The sequence below is a fragment of the Curtobacterium flaccumfaciens UCD-AKU genome, assembly GCF_000349565.1.
GTDB classification, from domain to species: Bacteria; Actinomycetota; Actinomycetes; order Actinomycetales; family Microbacteriaceae; genus Curtobacterium; species Curtobacterium poinsettiae.
In genome coordinates, this window is the sequence record NZ_KB714631.1 from 516352 (window position 1) to 532264 (window position 15913).

13 protein-coding genes are annotated in these 15913 nt (G+C 71.5%); 8 read left to right on the forward strand and 5 right to left on the reverse strand.

Translation table 11 applies throughout. From position 1 onward, the window contains the following. Positions 1-3: 3 nt before the first annotated feature. Positions 4-1257, forward strand: coding sequence for a sensor histidine kinase (locus H489_RS36025; protein ID WP_017888758.1), 1254 nt, complete (start codon positions 4-6; stop codon positions 1255-1257). After that, a complete protein-coding gene (locus tag H489_RS36030) occupies positions 1254-2303 on the forward strand; it encodes a hypothetical protein (RefSeq protein ID WP_031260562.1) in 1050 nt (349 codons plus the stop codon). Before H489_RS36025 ends, H489_RS36030 begins: the two co-directional genes overlap by 4 nt. Positions 2304-2939: 636 nt before the next feature. On the opposite strand, the gene H489_RS36035 is transcribed toward H489_RS36030, so the two are convergent. Both H489_RS36035 and H489_RS36040 read right to left on the reverse strand, forming a co-directional pair. Continuing rightward, positions 2940-3194: an acyl-CoA carboxylase subunit epsilon gene (locus H489_RS36035; protein WP_017888760.1), complete on the reverse strand. Its 255-nt coding sequence runs from the start codon at positions 3192-3194 to the stop codon at positions 2940-2942. Continuing rightward, positions 3194-4789, reverse strand: coding sequence for an acyl-CoA carboxylase subunit beta (locus H489_RS36040; protein ID WP_017888761.1), 1596 nt, complete (start codon positions 4787-4789; stop codon positions 3194-3196). Before H489_RS36040 ends, H489_RS36035 begins: the two co-directional genes overlap by 1 nt. A 74-nt stretch (positions 4790-4863) precedes the next feature. On the opposite strand from H489_RS36040, the gene H489_RS36045 reads away from it, so the two are divergent. The 3 genes from H489_RS36045 to H489_RS36055 all read left to right on the forward strand — a co-directional run bounded on the left by H489_RS36045 (position 4864) and on the right by H489_RS36055 (position 7595). Continuing rightward, positions 4864-5664 (forward strand): biotin--[acetyl-CoA-carboxylase] ligase, encoded by an 801-nt coding sequence (locus H489_RS36045; RefSeq protein ID WP_017888762.1) that lies wholly within the window; start codon positions 4864-4866, stop codon positions 5662-5664. Positions 5665-5668: 4 nt separating this feature from the next. Continuing rightward, the gene (locus tag H489_RS36050) at positions 5669-6217 is read left to right on the forward strand and encodes a PH domain-containing protein (RefSeq protein WP_017888763.1); all 549 of its coding nucleotides are present in this window, start codon (positions 5669-5671) and stop codon (positions 6215-6217) included. A 70-nt stretch (positions 6218-6287) separates the two neighbouring features. Then, positions 6288-7595: a UDP-glucose dehydrogenase family protein gene (locus H489_RS36055; RefSeq protein ID WP_017888764.1), complete on the forward strand. Its 1308-nt coding sequence runs from the start codon at positions 6288-6290 to the stop codon at positions 7593-7595. A gap of 71 nt (positions 7596-7666) precedes the next feature. On the opposite strand, the gene H489_RS37945 is transcribed toward H489_RS36055, so the two are convergent. Continuing rightward, complete coding sequence (locus H489_RS37945) at positions 7667-8869, reverse strand: glycosyltransferase (protein WP_152427355.1); 1203 nt, start codon at positions 8867-8869, stop codon at positions 7667-7669. 48 nt (positions 8870-8917) lie between these two features. Between H489_RS37945 and H489_RS36065 the strand changes: the two genes are divergently transcribed. Next, positions 8918-10141 (forward strand): polysaccharide pyruvyl transferase family protein, encoded by a 1224-nt coding sequence (locus tag H489_RS36065; protein WP_017888766.1) that lies wholly within the window; start codon positions 8918-8920, stop codon positions 10139-10141. Positions 10142-10347: 206 nt separating this feature from the next. Here H489_RS36065 and H489_RS36070 read toward each other — a convergent pair whose 3' ends face one another. Together H489_RS36070 and H489_RS36075 are read right to left on the reverse strand one after the other, a co-directional pair. Further along, the gene (locus tag H489_RS36070; protein ID WP_017888767.1) at positions 10348-11346 is read right to left on the reverse strand and encodes a GH25 family lysozyme; all 999 of its coding nucleotides are present in this window, start codon (positions 11344-11346) and stop codon (positions 10348-10350) included. Positions 11347-11487: 141 nt separating this feature from the next. Next, positions 11488-12771, reverse strand: coding sequence for an acyltransferase family protein (locus H489_RS36075; protein WP_017888768.1), 1284 nt, complete (start codon positions 12769-12771; stop codon positions 11488-11490). Positions 12772-12877: 106 nt separating this feature from the next. On the opposite strand from H489_RS36075, the gene H489_RS38430 reads away from it, so the two are divergent. Both H489_RS38430 and H489_RS38435 read left to right on the forward strand, forming a co-directional pair. After that, on the forward strand, positions 12878-14749 hold the full coding sequence (locus H489_RS38430; RefSeq protein ID WP_139179874.1) for a hypothetical protein: 1872 nt from the start codon (positions 12878-12880) through the stop codon (positions 14747-14749). A 101-nt stretch (positions 14750-14850) separates the two neighbouring features. Beyond that, a complete protein-coding gene (locus H489_RS38435) occupies positions 14851-15882 on the forward strand; it encodes a lysylphosphatidylglycerol synthase domain-containing protein (protein WP_017888770.1) in 1032 nt (343 codons plus the stop codon). The last annotated feature ends 31 nt before the right edge of the window (positions 15883-15913 follow it).

A 15913-nucleotide genomic window follows, 5' to 3' on the forward strand; every position in this document is an offset into this window, starting at 1 on the left:
CGGATGGTCACCGCGGCTGAGCCGGGGCGGACGGCCGTCGAACCGGCACCGTTCGGTGCCGATCCGGCGCGCAGCGTCCGCGCCTCGATCACGCAGGCATCGGTGGAGCGGGCGTTCGCGATCCTTTTGGCGATGGCCGCGATCGGGCTCGGCATCGTCGACGCGCCGGCGGTCGTGCAGCAGCTGCCGTACCTCGACCCGTTCTGGGGGCCGACGCTGATGCTCGCGCTCGCGGCGTCGTTCGTGCTCATCGGCGTAGCGGCCTTCGTGCAGCGGGTCGCCCAGATGGCGCAGATCATCTGCGCGCTGCTGTTCCTCGTCGCGCTCGTGACGTGGACGGCGACCGTGCAGGAGCCCATCCCGTCGTCGCAGCAGCCGTGGCCGTGGTGGTTCTGCACGGTCGGCTGCACGGCGGCGGCGATGGGCTTCGCCACGTGGCGTGCGACGGTCTACACCGCGCTCGTGCCGGCGGTGTACGTCGTCGTCCGGCTCAGCCCGCTCGGCGGCGACGTCGGCGTCCTCGCGGTGCTGCTCGACGGGGTCTACACGGCGCTCCTCAGCGGCGCGGTGCTCGTCATCGCGGTGGTGCTGCGCCGCGCGGCCACGGCGGTCGACACGGCGCAGTCCACGGCCGTGCGGCGGTACTCGCTCGCCATCCGGGAGCACGCGACGGAGGTTGAACGGGTCCAGGTGGACGCGATCGTGCACGACAGCGTCCTGACGACGCTGCTCTCCGCTGCACGTGCCGACACGCTCGAGGCCAAGACCCTCGCGGCGAGGATGGCCCGGAACGCGATCGACCACCTCGAGGCCGCGGCCACCGACGGCCCGGGTGACGTCGAACCGGTCGCGCTCGGGGAACTCCGGGCGCGCATCCGCGAGGGGATCGGCGCCCTCCCCGCGCCTGTCCGCCTCGTCCCGACGACGACCGGGTCGGTCCGCCTGCCCGCGTCGGTCGCGGACGCGCTGGCCTCGGCGGCGCTGCAGGCCGCGGTGAACAGCGTGCAGCACGCCGGCGACTGCGACGTCTCCCGCTGGGTCAGCATCGAGCAGCAGGGGCAGGGCGTGCGCGTCGAGGTCGGCGACGACGGCCGCGGGTTCGACGTCGCGGCCATCCCCGCTGAACGCCTGGGGGTCCGCCGCTCCATCGTCGAGCGGATCGCGACCGTCGACGGGCACGCCGAGGTGCACACCGCGCCGGGCGAGGGCACCCGCATCGTGCTCACGTGGTCGCCGGCTGCGAGGACGACCGCATGAAGGTCTCCCTGCCGGCGAGCATCGCCCTCGGACTCGCGTCGCTGTTCTCCGTCTACCACCTGGTCCTCGCCGCGGCCACGCTCCCGCGGGTCGACCAGGTCGCCCCGATCATCGCCTGCATGGCGCTCTACGCCGCGGCCACCGGCCTCGCACTGTTCGTCCCCGGCAAGATCCTGCCGGTCTGGACGGCCTGCTTCTCCCTCGCCACCGCGATCGTGATGCCGGTGATTGCCGCCCCGGTCGTCGTCGAGGGTCGCGGACCCGGCTCCGCCACCTGGTGGATCGCGGCGATCGGCACGCTCATGGTCGTGCTCGTCGTGCGCGGCCGGGGTCCGTTCGCGTGGGCCGGCGTGCTGTTCCTGACCGTGTACACCGTCGCCTGGGCCGGCCTCGGCTCGCTCGGCGGTCTGGGCGTGGTCGGCAGTGTCGCCTGGGTCGCGATCGCCACCGTCTTCGCGGCCGCGATGAGCCGCGCCATCCGCAACACCCGTGAGCTCGTCCTCGCCGAGCAGGAGACCGCCGACTGGCAGGCTGCGCAGGACGCCCACGTGTTCGAGCGGCAGTTCCGGCTGAGCCAGACCACCCGGATGGCCCTGCCGATGCTCCAGCGCATCATCGACTCCTGCGGGGACCTGGACGAGGCCGACCGTGCCGAGTGCCTGCACCTCGAGCAGGCCATCCGTGACGAGATCCGCGGCCGGTCGCTGCTGTCGGACGACGTCCGCGACGAGGTGATGCGCCTGCGTCGCCGCGGAGCGACCGTCCAGCTGCACGACGACGGCGGGCTCGACGACCTGGACGCCCCGGACATCCGTCGCATCCACGCCCGCGTCGCCGAGGCGCTGCGGCAGGCCCGCGACGCCGACAACGTCATCGTCCGGACCGTCGGCGAGGGCTCCGACTCCGCGGTGACCGTCGTCGGGCTCCGCCTCGACGTGGCGGCGAGCGAGTCGGCCGCGCTCGGAGCGAGGCTGGACGACGACGACGGTGACGAGGACGACTCCGTCGCGCTCTGGCTGGAGATCCCGCGGCACGAGCCGGCGTAGCGCACGCTGCGCGCGGCACGCTGCGCGCGTGTTGCGACGATGCACCACGTGATCGACAGGTGGATCGTCGCGAACGTGGTGCGCACGGTGCTGCGGACGCGCGTGGTGCGCCGGGCGTGCGGGCGGCGGTGGACGCGATGGGGGACAGCCGGGAGGCCCGTGGCGGCCCCGGCACGGGCCTCCCGGCCGTCACGTGGGTGCGCCGGGCTGGCGCGTGCGTGGAAGCGACCACGTCGCTGTCGTACGACAGCGACGATGCCGTTCCGCATCGGCTCGGTGTCGCCCCCCGCAGCCGCCGCAGCACCCGCCACACGCCCCGGAAACGGGGAACGGGCCGGTCGGATACCGACCGGCCCGTTCACGACCCGAGGCTGAGCGACAACCCGAATGTCGCCCTGCCTCGCAGCGGGCGGTGGCTTCGTACCCTAGTCGGCCACCGTCCTGCGATGTCTTTCGTTGAAGGACACCGAACACCAACTACTATGCCCACGCACCAGCTGCGTGTCAGTCGTCATTATGGGGGACAATTTCGGCATTTCCGGTCCGCATCCGCAGATCGTGTCCCCCGAGCGAGGGGATACCGACCGGGAAGTGCGCCCCGTGACCGTCATGATCGGCCGCGCACCGAGGGGTACATCAGCGGAGCGATCGACCCCAGGCGCCCGGTCCGTCCTCGAGCGGGCGGCGGAGCCCCCGAGCCGCCACGTCCCAGCCGGTGCGCGGTTCGACGACGACGGCAGCGCGTCCGGCCGCCGCGGCCTCGTCGGCCTGCCGCTGCAGGACGGCCACGACGGCGGCGAGCTCCTCGGGGGTGGGTTCGCCGGAGACCACCCGGACGTCCGCCACCGAAGCGGGCTCGTCCGAGGGCACGGGTGCTGCGTGGCGTCCCATCAGAGCGGGATGTTCCCGTGCTTCTTCGGCGGCAGCGTTGCACGCTTGCCCCGCAGCGACCGGAGGGCCTTGATGACCGACACGCGGGTGGCGTGCGGCTGGATGATGCCGTCGAGCTCACCACGCTCGGCCGCCAGGTACGGCGACGCCACGTTGTACGTGTACTCGTTGGCGAGCTTCGTCCGGACCGCGGCGACGTCCTCGCCGGACTCCTCGGCCCGCTTGATCTCGGCGCGGTACAGGATGTTGACGGCGCCCTGACCGCCCATCACGGCGATCTCGGCGGTCGGCCACGCGAGGTTGATGTCGGCGCCGAGCTGCTTCGAGCCCATCACGATGTACGCGCCGCCGTAGGCCTTGCGGGTGATGACGGTGACGAGCGGGACGGTGGCCTCGGCGTAGGCGTAGAGCAGCTTCGCGCCGCGGCGGATGACGCCGGTCCACTCCTGGTCGGTGCCGGGCAGGTAGCCGGGCACGTCGACCAGGGTCAGGATCGGGATGCCGAAGGCGTCGCAGAATCGCACGAAGCGGGCGGCCTTCTCGCCGGCGTCGATGTTCAGCGTGCCGGCCATCGCCTGCGGCTGGTTCGCGATGATGCCGACTGTGCGGCCCTCGACCCGGCCGAAGCCGATCAGGATGTTCGGCGCGAAGAGCGGCTGGACCTCGAGGAACTCACCGTCGTCGACGATGTGCTCGATGATCGTGGTGACGTCGTACGGCTGGTTCGTGGAGTCCGGGATCACGACGTCGAGCTCGTGGTCGGCGTCCGTGGTCTCGAGCTCCGGGGCGACGTCGTACGCGGGCGGGTCGGACAGGTTGTTGTCCGGCAGGAACCCGATCAGCGAGCGGGCGTAGTCGAGCGCGTCGGTCTCGTCCTCGGCCATGTAGTGGGCCACACCGGAGACCGCGTTGTGCGTCTGGGCGCCGCCGAGCTCCTCGAAGCCGACGTCCTCGCCGGTGACGGTCTTGATGACGTCCGGACCGGTGACGAACATGTGGCTGGTCTTGTCGACCATGATCACGAAGTCGGTGAGGGCGGGGGAGTACACCGCACCGCCGGCCGCCGGGCCCATCACGATGGAGAGCTGCGGGATGACGCCGGAGGCCTGGGTGTTGAGGCGGAAGATCTCGCCGTACTTGCCGAGCGCGACGACGCCTTCCTGGATGCGGGCGCCGCCGGAGTCGAGGATGCCGATGATCGGCACGCCCGTCTTGAGCGCGTGCTGCATGACCTTGATGATCTTCTCGCCGGCGACCTCGCCGAGCGACCCGCCGAAGACCGTGAAGTCCTGCGCGTACACGGCGACGTTCCGGCCGTGGATCGTGCCGACGCCGGTGACGACCGCGTCACCGTAGGGGCGCTTGGCGTCCATGCCGAACGACGTGGTGCGGTGCCGCACGAACTCGTCGAACTCCACGAAGGAGTTCGGATCGAGCAGCTGCTCGATGCGTTCGCGAGCGGTGCCCTTGCCCTTCGCGTGCTGCTTGGCGATGGCGGATTCGCCCGCGGCGGTCACGGCCTCGTGGTACCGGTCGCGGAGGTCGGCCAGCCGGCCGGCCGTCGTCGACAGATCGGGGGTGTCTCCTGAAGTCACCCGCTCACCCTACCGGCGGGTGGGACGCTGCCGGTTGGAGGACCCCCACGGTTCCTGCCCGTACATTTGCGTGCATGTCCACATCCCCGTCGCCGTCGTTCCCCGCCAGCAGCGAGGCGGTCCGGTCGACGGGCGCGACCATCACCGCCCCCGCCGAGACCGGGTCCACCAACGCGGACCTGCTCGCCGCAGCGCCCGAGCAGCAGCACGGGAGCGTCGTCGCGACCCTGCACCAGACCGCGGGGCGGGGCCGGCTCGACCGCACCTGGACCGCTCCGGCCGGTGAGACGCTCGCCGCCAGCGTGCTCGTCCGCGCCGACCTCGACGACCACGACCGCGGCTGGCTGCCCCTGGTCGCCGGTGCGGCGATGCGCGACGCGATCGCGTCGGTGCTCCCCGCCGGCGCGGACGTCGTCGTGAAGTGGCCGAACGACGTGCAGGTCGGCGGGCACAAGGTGTGCGGGATCCTCTGCCAGGTCGCCGCCGACGGCAGCGTCGTGGTCGGCGCCGGCGTCAACCTGACGATCCCGGCCGACCGGCTGCCCACCCCCACGTCCACCTCGCTCCTGCTCGCGGGCGCGGCCGACGACGCACCCGCCCTGGCCGACGCGGTCCTGTCCGCGTTCCTGCGCTCCGTCCTGGAGGCGGTGGCCGGCCTGGTCGCGGGTGGTCACGCCGCCGAGACGGTCCGGACCCACGTCCGCGCCGCGTGCGGCACGATCGGTCGCCGCATCCGTCTCGAGCTGCCGGACGGCAGCGTCGAGGAAGCCGACGCGACCGGCATCGACGACGCCGGTCGCATCACGATCCGGGACCAGGCGGGGCGCACCAGGGGCGTCGCGGTGGGGGACGTCACCCACCTGCGGTATGCATGACGGCATGACCGCCGAGCCCCCGCCCGAACGTGTCGTCGCACGCCTGCGACCGCACGCCCGTCGGCTGGTGCGCCCGGCGGTGTTCGTCGTGCTCGTCACCGCGGCCGGCGGGTTCGGCTTCGGCGTGTTCCAGGCCCAGCTGGCGTGGCTGAACGCCGTCGTCGCGCTCGTCGTCCTGGTGCTCGTCGTGTTCGGCGGCGCGGTCCCGCTGTTCCGCTGGATGTCGGAGCGGTACGTCGTCACCACCCGTCGTCTGGTCGTGGTGGGCGGCCTCGGCACCCGGACGCGGCGGGAGCTCCTGCACTCCCGCGGCTACGACGTCACGGTGCGGCGTCGGGGCCTGCAGGGCCTGTTCCGCTCCGGTGACGTGCTGGTGTTCCCCGGGGACGACCCGGCGGTGGTCCTCGCCGACGTGCCGCACGCCGACCTCGTCGTCGCCGTGCTGCACGACCTGGTGGAGGCGTACGAGGCCAGGCGTCGGCACCGTGAGCCGGACTGGGACGAGATCGTCGGCGGTCCGGACCGTCCGCCGTGGGGCGACGTGCGGGCCTGACCGCGGACGCCGCGACACCCCCTGGGGAGCAGTGGTGAGACTTCGGCGAGAAACCGGTACCGTCTTCGACGTGCGTATCTCTGTCATCGGCTGCGGCTACCTCGGTGCCGTGCACGCCGCCTCCATGGCCAAACTCGGACACGAGGTCGTCGCTGTGGACGTCGACCCCACCAAGATCGAGCGGCTCGCTGCCGGCGAGGCCCCCTTCTTCGAGCCCGGCCTGCCCGAGATCCTGACCGAGGCCCTCGAGTCCGGTCGGATCCGCTTCACCACCGACATGGCCGAGGTCGCCGGTGCCGGCGTGCACTTCCTCGCCGTCGGCACCCCGCAGGGCCCCACCGGCGCCGCGGACCTGACCTACGTGAACGCCGCCGTCGCCGCGCTCACCCCGCACTTGGCCGCCGGCGAGTTCGTCGTCGGCAAGTCGACCGTGCCCGTCGGCACCGCGGCGCGCCTGGCCGCCGAGGTCAGCGAGGCCGTCCCCGGTGCCACGCTCGTCTGGAACCCCGAGTTCCTGCGTGAGGGCTTCGCGGTGCAGGACACCATCGCGCCGGACCGCTTCGTGTACGGCGTGCCCGACGGTGCGGCCGGCGAGCAGGCCGTCGCCGCCCTCGACGAGGTCTACGCCGAGGCACTGTCCACCGGCACGCCCCGACTCGTCGTCAACCTGCCCACCGCCGAGCTCGTGAAGATCAGCGCCAACGCGTTCCTCGCCACGAAGATCTCCTTCATCAACTCGATGGCCGAGATCGCCGAGGTCGCCGGTGCCGACGTCACGGCGCTCGCCGACGCGATCGGCCACGACGCCCGCATCGGCCGCAAGTTCCTGAACGCCGGTCTCGGCTTCGGTGGCGGATGCCTGCCGAAGGACATCCGCGCGTTCCAGGCGCGGGCGAACGAGCTGGGCGTCGGGGAGTCCCTGGCGTTCCTGGCCGACGTCGACGCCACGAACCTGCGCCGTCGCGCGCACGTCGTCGAGCTGGCGCAGGAGCTGCTCGGTGGGGTCGTCAGCGGCAAGCGCGTCGCCGTGCTCGGCCTGGCCTTCAAGCCGAACTCCGACGACGTCCGCGACTCGCCGGCACTCGACATCGCCGCTCGCCTGCACGAACTCGGCGCCGTCGTCTCGGCGTACGACCCCGAGGCCGTCGTCACCGCGCGCCGCGTGCACCCCGAGCTCGACTACGTCGAGAGCGCTGCCGAGGCGCTGGGTGGAGCGGAGCTCGTGCTCGTGCTGACCGAGTGGACCGAGTTCCGCGAGCTCGACGCGACGGCCGCTGCCGCGCTCGTTGCGTCGCCCGTCGTCATCGACGGCCGCAACTGCCTCGACCGCGAGGCGTGGACTGCCGCCGGCTTCACGTACCGCGGCATGGGGCGCTAGCCGCGACCGACAGGAGGCCCGGTGCCGGTCCGTGGGACCGGCACCGGGCCTCCTGTGCGTTCATCGCGTCGTCAGCCGATGGCTGCGCGCAGCACCGCGCGGTACCGCTCGCCGATCCGTTCGGTGGAGAACTCCGCCGCCGAGACGACGGCCTGCTCCTGGTAGCGCGTCCGCGCCGTGTCGTCGGTGAGCACGCGCTGCAGTGCCGCGCGGAGTGCCGGGACGTCGCCCGGGGGTACGAGCACGCCGGACACGTCGTCCTGCACGACGTCCCGGATGCCGGGCAGGTCGCTCGCCACGATCGCGGCGCCGACCGCCGCGGCCTCGAGCAGGGTCACCGGCAGGCCCTCCTGGTCGCCGTTCGCCGCCGGGATCGACGGAACGGCGACGACGGTCGCCGAGGCCAGGGTCTCGAGGACCTCGGTGCGGCCACGCTGGCCGAGGAACGACACCGGCAGCCCTGCAGCCTGCTGCTCGAGCTGGGTCCGGTACGGGCCGTCACCGACGACGGTGAGCCGCCACGGCACGTCGTCGCCCAGGCCGCGGAGCGCCTCGATCAGGTTGCCGAAGCCCTTCTTCTCGACCAACCGCCCGACGGCGACCACGTGGTGCTCCTGTGGCGCGACGCGCGCGCGGGTGTCGCGGGCCGGGCCCAGGTCGACACCCATCGGGATCACGGTCGAGCGTGACTCGGGCACGCCCCACTCGGTCAGCCGATCACGCATCTCGGAGTTGACGGTGGTGACGTGCGCTGACCGCCCGAAGATCCACCGCTTGAGGCGGACGAGGGGAGCCGCACGGAGCGCGTAGATGTCCCCGCCGTGGGTGGTCACGACGACGGGCACGCCCGGAGCGGCCAGGGTCGCGACGAGGGCCTGGGGGATGGCCCAGTGCGCGTGGATGACGTCGGGCCTCGCAGAACGCACCACGCGCCGCACGGCCAGGTACTGCGCGAGCACCAGGGCGGGCACCTGCACGATGCGGGAGCGGCGTTCCTTGAGGTTGTCGAGGATCGCGCCGTCGGCCAGGTCCTCGAAGCGACGCGGGAAGTACGGGTAGCGACGGACCGCGACCTCGCCGATGCGCTCCTTCGTGGCACCGCCGGGCACGCGGGGCGTGAGGACGAGGGTGTCGAACTCGGTCGCCTCCTGGTGGGCGAGGTCGAGCACGAACGCCGGCACCCCGTCGTCCGGTCGGGCCGGGAACGTCGAGCCCAGGACGAGCAGGCGGGGGCGTCCATGGGGGGAGCGGGCGGAGCGAGTGGTGCGGGACATCGTGCCTTTCCGGGGGTGGCGGGGGACGGTCCGGTAGGCTCTCACCCCGTGCGCGTACTGATCCACAATAGCGATTCGCCCCACAACCGCGGGGACCGGGCGATCCTCGCCGGCAACGTCGAGCTCGTCCGCCGCCGGTGGCCCGACGCCGAGATCGTGTCCCTGTCCCAGTACCCCGAGCGGGACGCCGCGTGGTTCGGGATCCGGTTCCTGCCGGTCTCCCCGTACAGCACGGGCATCGGCGACCTGTTCGCCCTGCTGCGTGCCGCCCGCGGCGCCGACGTGGTGCTCTGGGGTGGCGGCGAGATCCTGAAGGACTACACGAACAAGCTCGGCCTCGTGTACTGGTTCGGCAAGATGCTGCTCGTCCGTGCGGTCAACAAGAACCTCGTCGGGGCGTTCCAGGGCATCGGCCCGACCACCGCCGGGGTCAGCAAGCGCCTGATCCGCGCCACCGTCGACCTGTGCAGCGCGTTCGCCGTCCGTGACGACGAGTCCCGCGAGAAGCTCCTGTCCTGGGGCGTGACGACGCCGATCGTGTCGTCCTTCGACCCCGCCGTCGTCGGGACGGTCACCCCGCCCGACGCCGAGGTGCTCGAGCGGCTCGAGCGCACCACCGGCCTGACCGCCGAGCAGCTCGACGGCTCGATCGGCTTCGGCGTCCGCCGCTGGTTCCACTACAAGCGCAGCGGCTGGATCCCGTTCCGGTTCCTGCCGAAGCGTTTCCGCCAGACCGGTGTCGACAGCGACAAACTCGTGACCTACCGCCAGGCCGTCGCCGACCTGGCCGACCGCGTCATCGACCGCTGGGACGCCGACGTCGTGTTCTACCCGATGCACATGGAGGCGTCCGAGGGTGACGCGGCGTTCGCCCGCGAGGTCATCGCGCTGATGCGGCACGCCGACCGCACCCACGTGGTCGAGGCCGACGAGTTCTCGCCGTCCGAGTACGCCGGGCTGATGTCCCGCAGCCGCCTGTTCCTGGCGAGCCGCCTGCACTCGGCGATCGTGGCGACCATCGCCGGGGTGCCGGCCGCGGTGCTCTACTACGTCGACAAGGGTCGGCTGTTCTTCGAGCAGATGGGGCAGCAGGCGTACTCGAAGCCGATCGAGGCCGCGCTCGAGCCCACGTTCGTCGACGACGTCACGGCGCAGCTCGAGGCGCTCGACGCGGACCGCGACACGGTCCGTGCGCAGCTCGCCGAGGGCGTGTCCCGCATGGCGACCGCACTCGACGCCGACTTCGCCGAGGCGACGCGCGACGTCCGCTGACACGACGGGCGCGAACGCGCGCCCGTGACGGACAGGAGGCCCGTGGCGACACCGCCACGGGCCTCCTGTCCGTCGTGCGCGCGGTGCGGGCTGCGCTGTCCGGTGCTGGGCCGTCCGCTCCGTGCGCGCTTGAAGGCTCGCTCGGAGCGAGCAACGGCGCACGGACTGACCAGGTGCGCACGGTGCAGCCGCGTGCCTGACGGGCGTCAGCTCGTCCGGGAGGCGAAGCGCTTCAGGTAGGTGATGTCGTTGCGGTAGACGTCCTGGTCGCCGGGGAGCGTGCCGCTGGACGCCCACTGCCAGAAGGTCCACTTCGACCAGCTGCGGCCGAGGGTGCCGGGCGTGGTGAAGTCCTTCACCGGGTAGATCGCGACGAACAACGGGTTCTTCGAGAACTGGTTGCTGTTGTTCGTGCAGCGCTTCCACCAGTCGGTCGTGGTGTAGATCGCGGGGTACCGACCCGTCTTGGCGACGACCGTCCGGTTGAAGTCCTTGATCCAGCTGCGCATCGACGACCACGACTTGCCGTAGCAGGTGCCCTGGGCGGCGCTGCCGTACTCGATGTCGAGCAGCGGCGGCAGGGTCTTGCCGTCCTTGCTCCACTGGCCGCCGTGCGCGAAGAAGTAGTTCGCCGTCGCGGCGCCGCTCGCCTGGCTCGGCTGGGCGTAGACGTAGCCACCGCGGTACAGGTTGCGCTGCTTCGCGGTCGCGTACTGCTGCTTGTACGTCGAGCTGACGTACGAGGTGCCCTCGGTCGCCTTGACGTACACGAACCGGGCGCCGTTGCCGTACGCCTGCCGGAAGTTCACGCTCGGCTGCCACGCGCTGATGTCGAAGCCCTGCACCCGGCCCGGGGGCGGACCGCCGGCGGAGGCGGCAGCGGCGGAGGAGCTGAGGGCCTGCGCGCTCACGCCGCCGGACAGGGCGTCGGGCGAGGCGGTCGTGACGTGGGACTCGCCGGCGTGCGCGGCGATGCCGGCACCCATGGTGTGGTTGCCGGTGCGGTCCATCTCCGCGATGGACAGCTGCTCGCTGGGTGCCTCTGCCGCCGGCGCCGCAGCCGACGTGCCCGCCGTGGGGGCCGGTGCCGCGGTCGCGGGGTCGGTCGTGGTGACGCCGACGGCCGGGCCGCTGGCGAAGGTGATGGCCCCGGCGACGACGGCGGCGGTGCCGAGTCCGAGGAGTCTGCTGATCGGTGCGCGCATGTGGTCTCGTCTTCCCTGTCGAGATGCCGTGGGCCTGATCTCCCACGCCGAGGTCCGAGTGATGCTACCCGGCCTCGGCGACACATGTCCGTCAGGCGCACACGGGCGGCACCCGCCGCGGTGGGCTACCGCCGCGGTGGGCTACCGCCGCCGGCGCGGCGCTGTGTCGGTGTCGTCGGTCTCGACCTCCGGCAGGCGCCCGCGCGAGGCGACCTCGCGCGTGGCGTGCTTCTGCCGGCGGTTGAGGAAGTTGCGCTCGACGAGCCACCACATCCCGACGCAGATGGCCAGGGTGACCGGGATCACCACGAAGACCATCAGCAGGAACTGCCACTTCGGGTACAGGCCCATCGGCAGGAGCAGCAGGTTGCCGAGTCCGAGCAGCGGGCTGTGGAAGAGGTAGACCGAGTACGACACGAGGCCGGCGAGCACGAACGGCTTCCAGGCGAAGAACCGTGCCAGCCAGGTGTGCTGCCCGGACACGGCTCGGCGTCCCATCCAGGTCAGCAGGATGCCGGCGAAGATGCCGAGGACGACCTCGGACGGCCAGGTCTGGTGCTGCCAGTAGTCGCGGTTGCGGAAGAAGACGAGGAGCATCCCGACGAACATCGCGGCGACGAACACGCCGCCCTGCCACCGCGGGCCGCCGAGCTTCGAGGCGTTCAGCTTGCCGGTCAGGTGCTCGTCACGGGCCTTCACGGTGAGTTCGGCGGCCAGCATGCCGACCGCGAAGAGGCCGACGAACCACGGGTGCATCCACGAGTAGCGGCTCTCGGAGCCCATCCACATGCCGATCAGGACCAGCGAGGACGCCGTCGCCCAGCCGCCGAAGACCTTCCAGAGCGGCAGGATCAGCAGCGGCATGAGGAAGTAGATCTGCCACTCGACGGCGACCGTCCACATCGGGCCGTTGATCTTGCCGATGTACTGCGGGAAGAAGTCGTGCACCAGGAAGAAGTGCGTGAGGAAGGTTCCCCACCCCATCGGCAACTTCGTGTCCCACTGCGTGCCACCCGGCTGCCCCATCACGGGGACGAACAGGATGATGAGCGCGAAGACGACGAGCGACGCCCAGTACGGCGGGATGATCCGTCGTGCGCGGCGCCAGATGAACTTCCAGAAGCCTCCCGGCAACCGGTAGCGGTCGAACCGGGTCACGACGGGGAGCATCAGCACGTAGCCGGACAGCACGATGAACAGCGGGACGCCGAGGTAGCCCCACCCGATGAACGGACGGAGCCACGGCAGCTCGGTCGGACCGGTGCCCCGCATCCCCGTGAAGAGGTACGCGTGGTAGAACACCACGGCGAGGGCGGCGAGTCCGCGGAGACCGTCCAGGTACGGGAACTCGAGACGGCCCCCGGCTCGGGGAGCGGCGGCCCTCGGTTCGGCTGCGGTTTCGGCTGCGCGGGTTTCGGTGGCCAACGAACGTCCTCGTGGTGGTCGGAGCGGGGTCCCCGGCAGTCTCCCACACGCCGAGCGTCCCTCGCGATCCGGCCCGGTGCGGTCCGACAAGCGATCGGATGTCATGATGAAGCACGTGACCGTGACGACGCCCGCAGCACCGCAGTCCGCCCACGAGCCCGTTCGAGGCCGTTCGGGGACGGCTTCCCGACGGTACCGGCACCTGGTCGCACCCCTGCTCCTCGCGGTCCTCACGGTGGTCGGCGTCGTCCTCTGCGCTGCGGTGGCCTACCACAACCGTCTCGGCGTCACCAACGTCGACGGCATCTCCTACATGGGCATCGCGCGCGAGTACGCGAACGGCTGGCTGCCCGATGCGATCAACGCGTACTGGTCGCCGCTGGTCTCGTGGATGATGGCGCCGTTCGTCGCGCTCGGCCTCGGCCTGCAGACGGCCTTCGCGATCGTCAACTGCTTCGCCGCGGCCGTGGTGCTCGGCATCGGCGGGTGGCTCGTCTGGTCGCAGAACCACCGCATCGTCCCGGCCCTGGTCTTCATGGTCACGGCGATCCCCGCGCTGATGAGCGCCGTGCCGGTGCAGACCCCGGACCTGCTCGTCGTCGCGTGGGTCGTCGGGTTCCTCTGGGCACTCCGGTGGGCCGACCAGGCGCTGCACGGATCGACGCGGGCGCGGGTCGTCTCCGGGGCCGTGCTCGGTGCCGTCGCAGCCCTCGGCTACTTCACCAAGCTGTTCCTGCTGCCGGTGGCCATCGGTGCCGTGATCCTCTGGCTGCTGCTGCGCGTCTGGTCCGCCCGCCGTCGCCACGAGCCCGTGCGGCACTGGTGGACGGCGCCCGTCGCGACGATCGTCGTGTTCGTCGTCGTCATCGCCCCCTGGGTCGGTGCCCTGACCGCCAAGTACGACACCGTGACGCTCGGGTCGTCGCTGTCGGTCAACATCGGTTCGAAGTTCGACGACGGCGGTCGAGCCACGGACTGGCCGTTCCTGCCGGTCCCGCCCAACGACCACGCCTTCTCGCCGAACGAGGACTTCACCCCGTCGGTCTACAAGCAGGGCCCGATGGACAACCCGGACCCCGCCGTGGTGCCGCCGGCCACCTCGTCGTCCAGCGACGACACCGCGCCGAAGGTCACGAAGGAGTCCGGCATCGCCGCCCGCGCCGGCTACTACCTGCACGAGCGCATGCTCGCCCTGCCGTACTACCTGCAGAAGATCAGCACGTTCGCCCCGTTCGCGGCGCCGATCGCGCTGCTCTTCGCCGCCGCACTCGTCATCGGTGTCGTGCGCTTCCGCCGCTACGCCTTCACCTGCATCGTCGCCGCGACGACCCTGGTCTACTTCGTCGGCTACGGCATGATCACGTCGTCGTCGAGCGGCGGCGGCAACGCGCGCTACTACTGGCCGCTCTTCTACCTGACCGCGATGATCGGTGCGCTCATGCTGCCGGCGGTCTGGCGACTGGTGCGCCGTCGTGGCGTGGTGCGGACGATCGTCGCGTGCCTGGCGATCGCCGTGGTGCCCCTGGCGTCGTACACGCAGAACTGGCTCGGATCGCCGGCGCCGTTCTACCCGTCGGTCAACCGGACCGAGCCGCTGCGCGTCCTCGGCCCGACCCGGGTGCCGGAGATCGTCCGGCTCGCCGACCAGATCCGGGCGAGCGGCGCGCTCCCCGAGGACGCCACCGTCATCGGGTCGAACTACCGGTCGCTGGCGTCGCTCGCCTTCCTGACCGACACGCGTGTGTACGGTCGCTCAGGTCAGGGGTACACCTACCAGTCGGACGCGATGCGCAAGCTGTTCCTCGACCAGGGCGTGCAGTACTTCGTGCAGTTCGACGCGGCCACCGCCCCGGCGCGCGACTACTCGGCGGCCGGCAAGGTCGTCGGCACGTACAACGCGACGATCTCGTGCAGCACCGACCGGTCGACCGACCCCGAGGTCCCCTGCCGCGTCCAGGTCATCAAGCTCGCCCGGTAGCGCGAGCGACGGGGCGAGCGAGGGCCGCAGCGGCACCGCAGGGAGCGGCCCGCCCCACCGTCTACCATGACCTGAGCCCGAGACCTGAGCAGGAGACCCGTTTGTCCGTCAGCACCAGCGACACCCCCGCGCCCGAGGGGAAGCGTCCGTCGAAGCGACGACGGTTCCTCGGCAAGGCGATCCCGATCGTCTTCTACGTCCTGCTCGCGGTGTTCCTCGTGCTGTACGTGCGCGGCGTCGACTGGGGGCAGCTCGCCGGACTCGACTGGCAGTGGTCGTGGGTGGCCCTCGCGACGGTGATCAGCCTCGGGTTCCGCTACTGGGGCGTCGGCATCTGGTTCTACCTGCTGCGACGACTCGGTGCGACCGGGCTGAAGGGCAGTGGCGTCACCCTGACCTACGTGTACGCGAAGTCCTGGATGGGCCGCTACATCCCGGGTGCTGCCACCTGGATCATCGGCAAGGTCTACTTCGCCTCGAAGCACGGCGTCTCGAAGGCCCGTCTCGGTGTGAGCGGCCTGCTCGAGGGTGCCCTGCAGATCGCCGCGACCCTGGCCCTGGCGCTCGTGCTGCTGCTCATCGACCCGCGCACCCACAACCTCGACCCGTGGCTCATCGTCCTGATGATCGCGGCGTTCGTCGGCTGTGTCGTCTGCCTGATCCCGCGGGTCTTCGTGTTCCTGATCGGGATCGCGCTGAAGATCCTGCGCCGCAAGCCGCTCGAAGCCGACGTCCGCCCGAACCTCGGCACCGTCCTCGGCGGGGCCGGTCTCTACGTCGCCGGAGCGGTGCTGTCCGGCACGGCGTACTACTTCATCACCCTCGGGGTGTACCCCTCGCTGAAGATCACCGACGCGGCCTTCGTGATCGGTGCCGCCAGCATGGCCTCGGCGATCAGCATGCTGGCCGTCTTCGCGCCCGGCGGGCTCGGTGTCCGCGAGGGCGTCCAGGCCCTCCTGCTGGCCCTCGTGATGCCGGTGCCGATCGCCCTCGTGGTCGTCGTCGTCACCCGTGTCTGGAGCCTCGCGGTCGACGGACTCTTCCTGCTCTGCGCCGCGGCCCCCACGTGGTTCCGGCGCGACCGGCCGACGGACGACCCCTCCGCGGTCGAGGGTGGCGTCCCCGCCGCCTGACGCGGCAGCGAGTGTGCAGAAGACGTCGGGT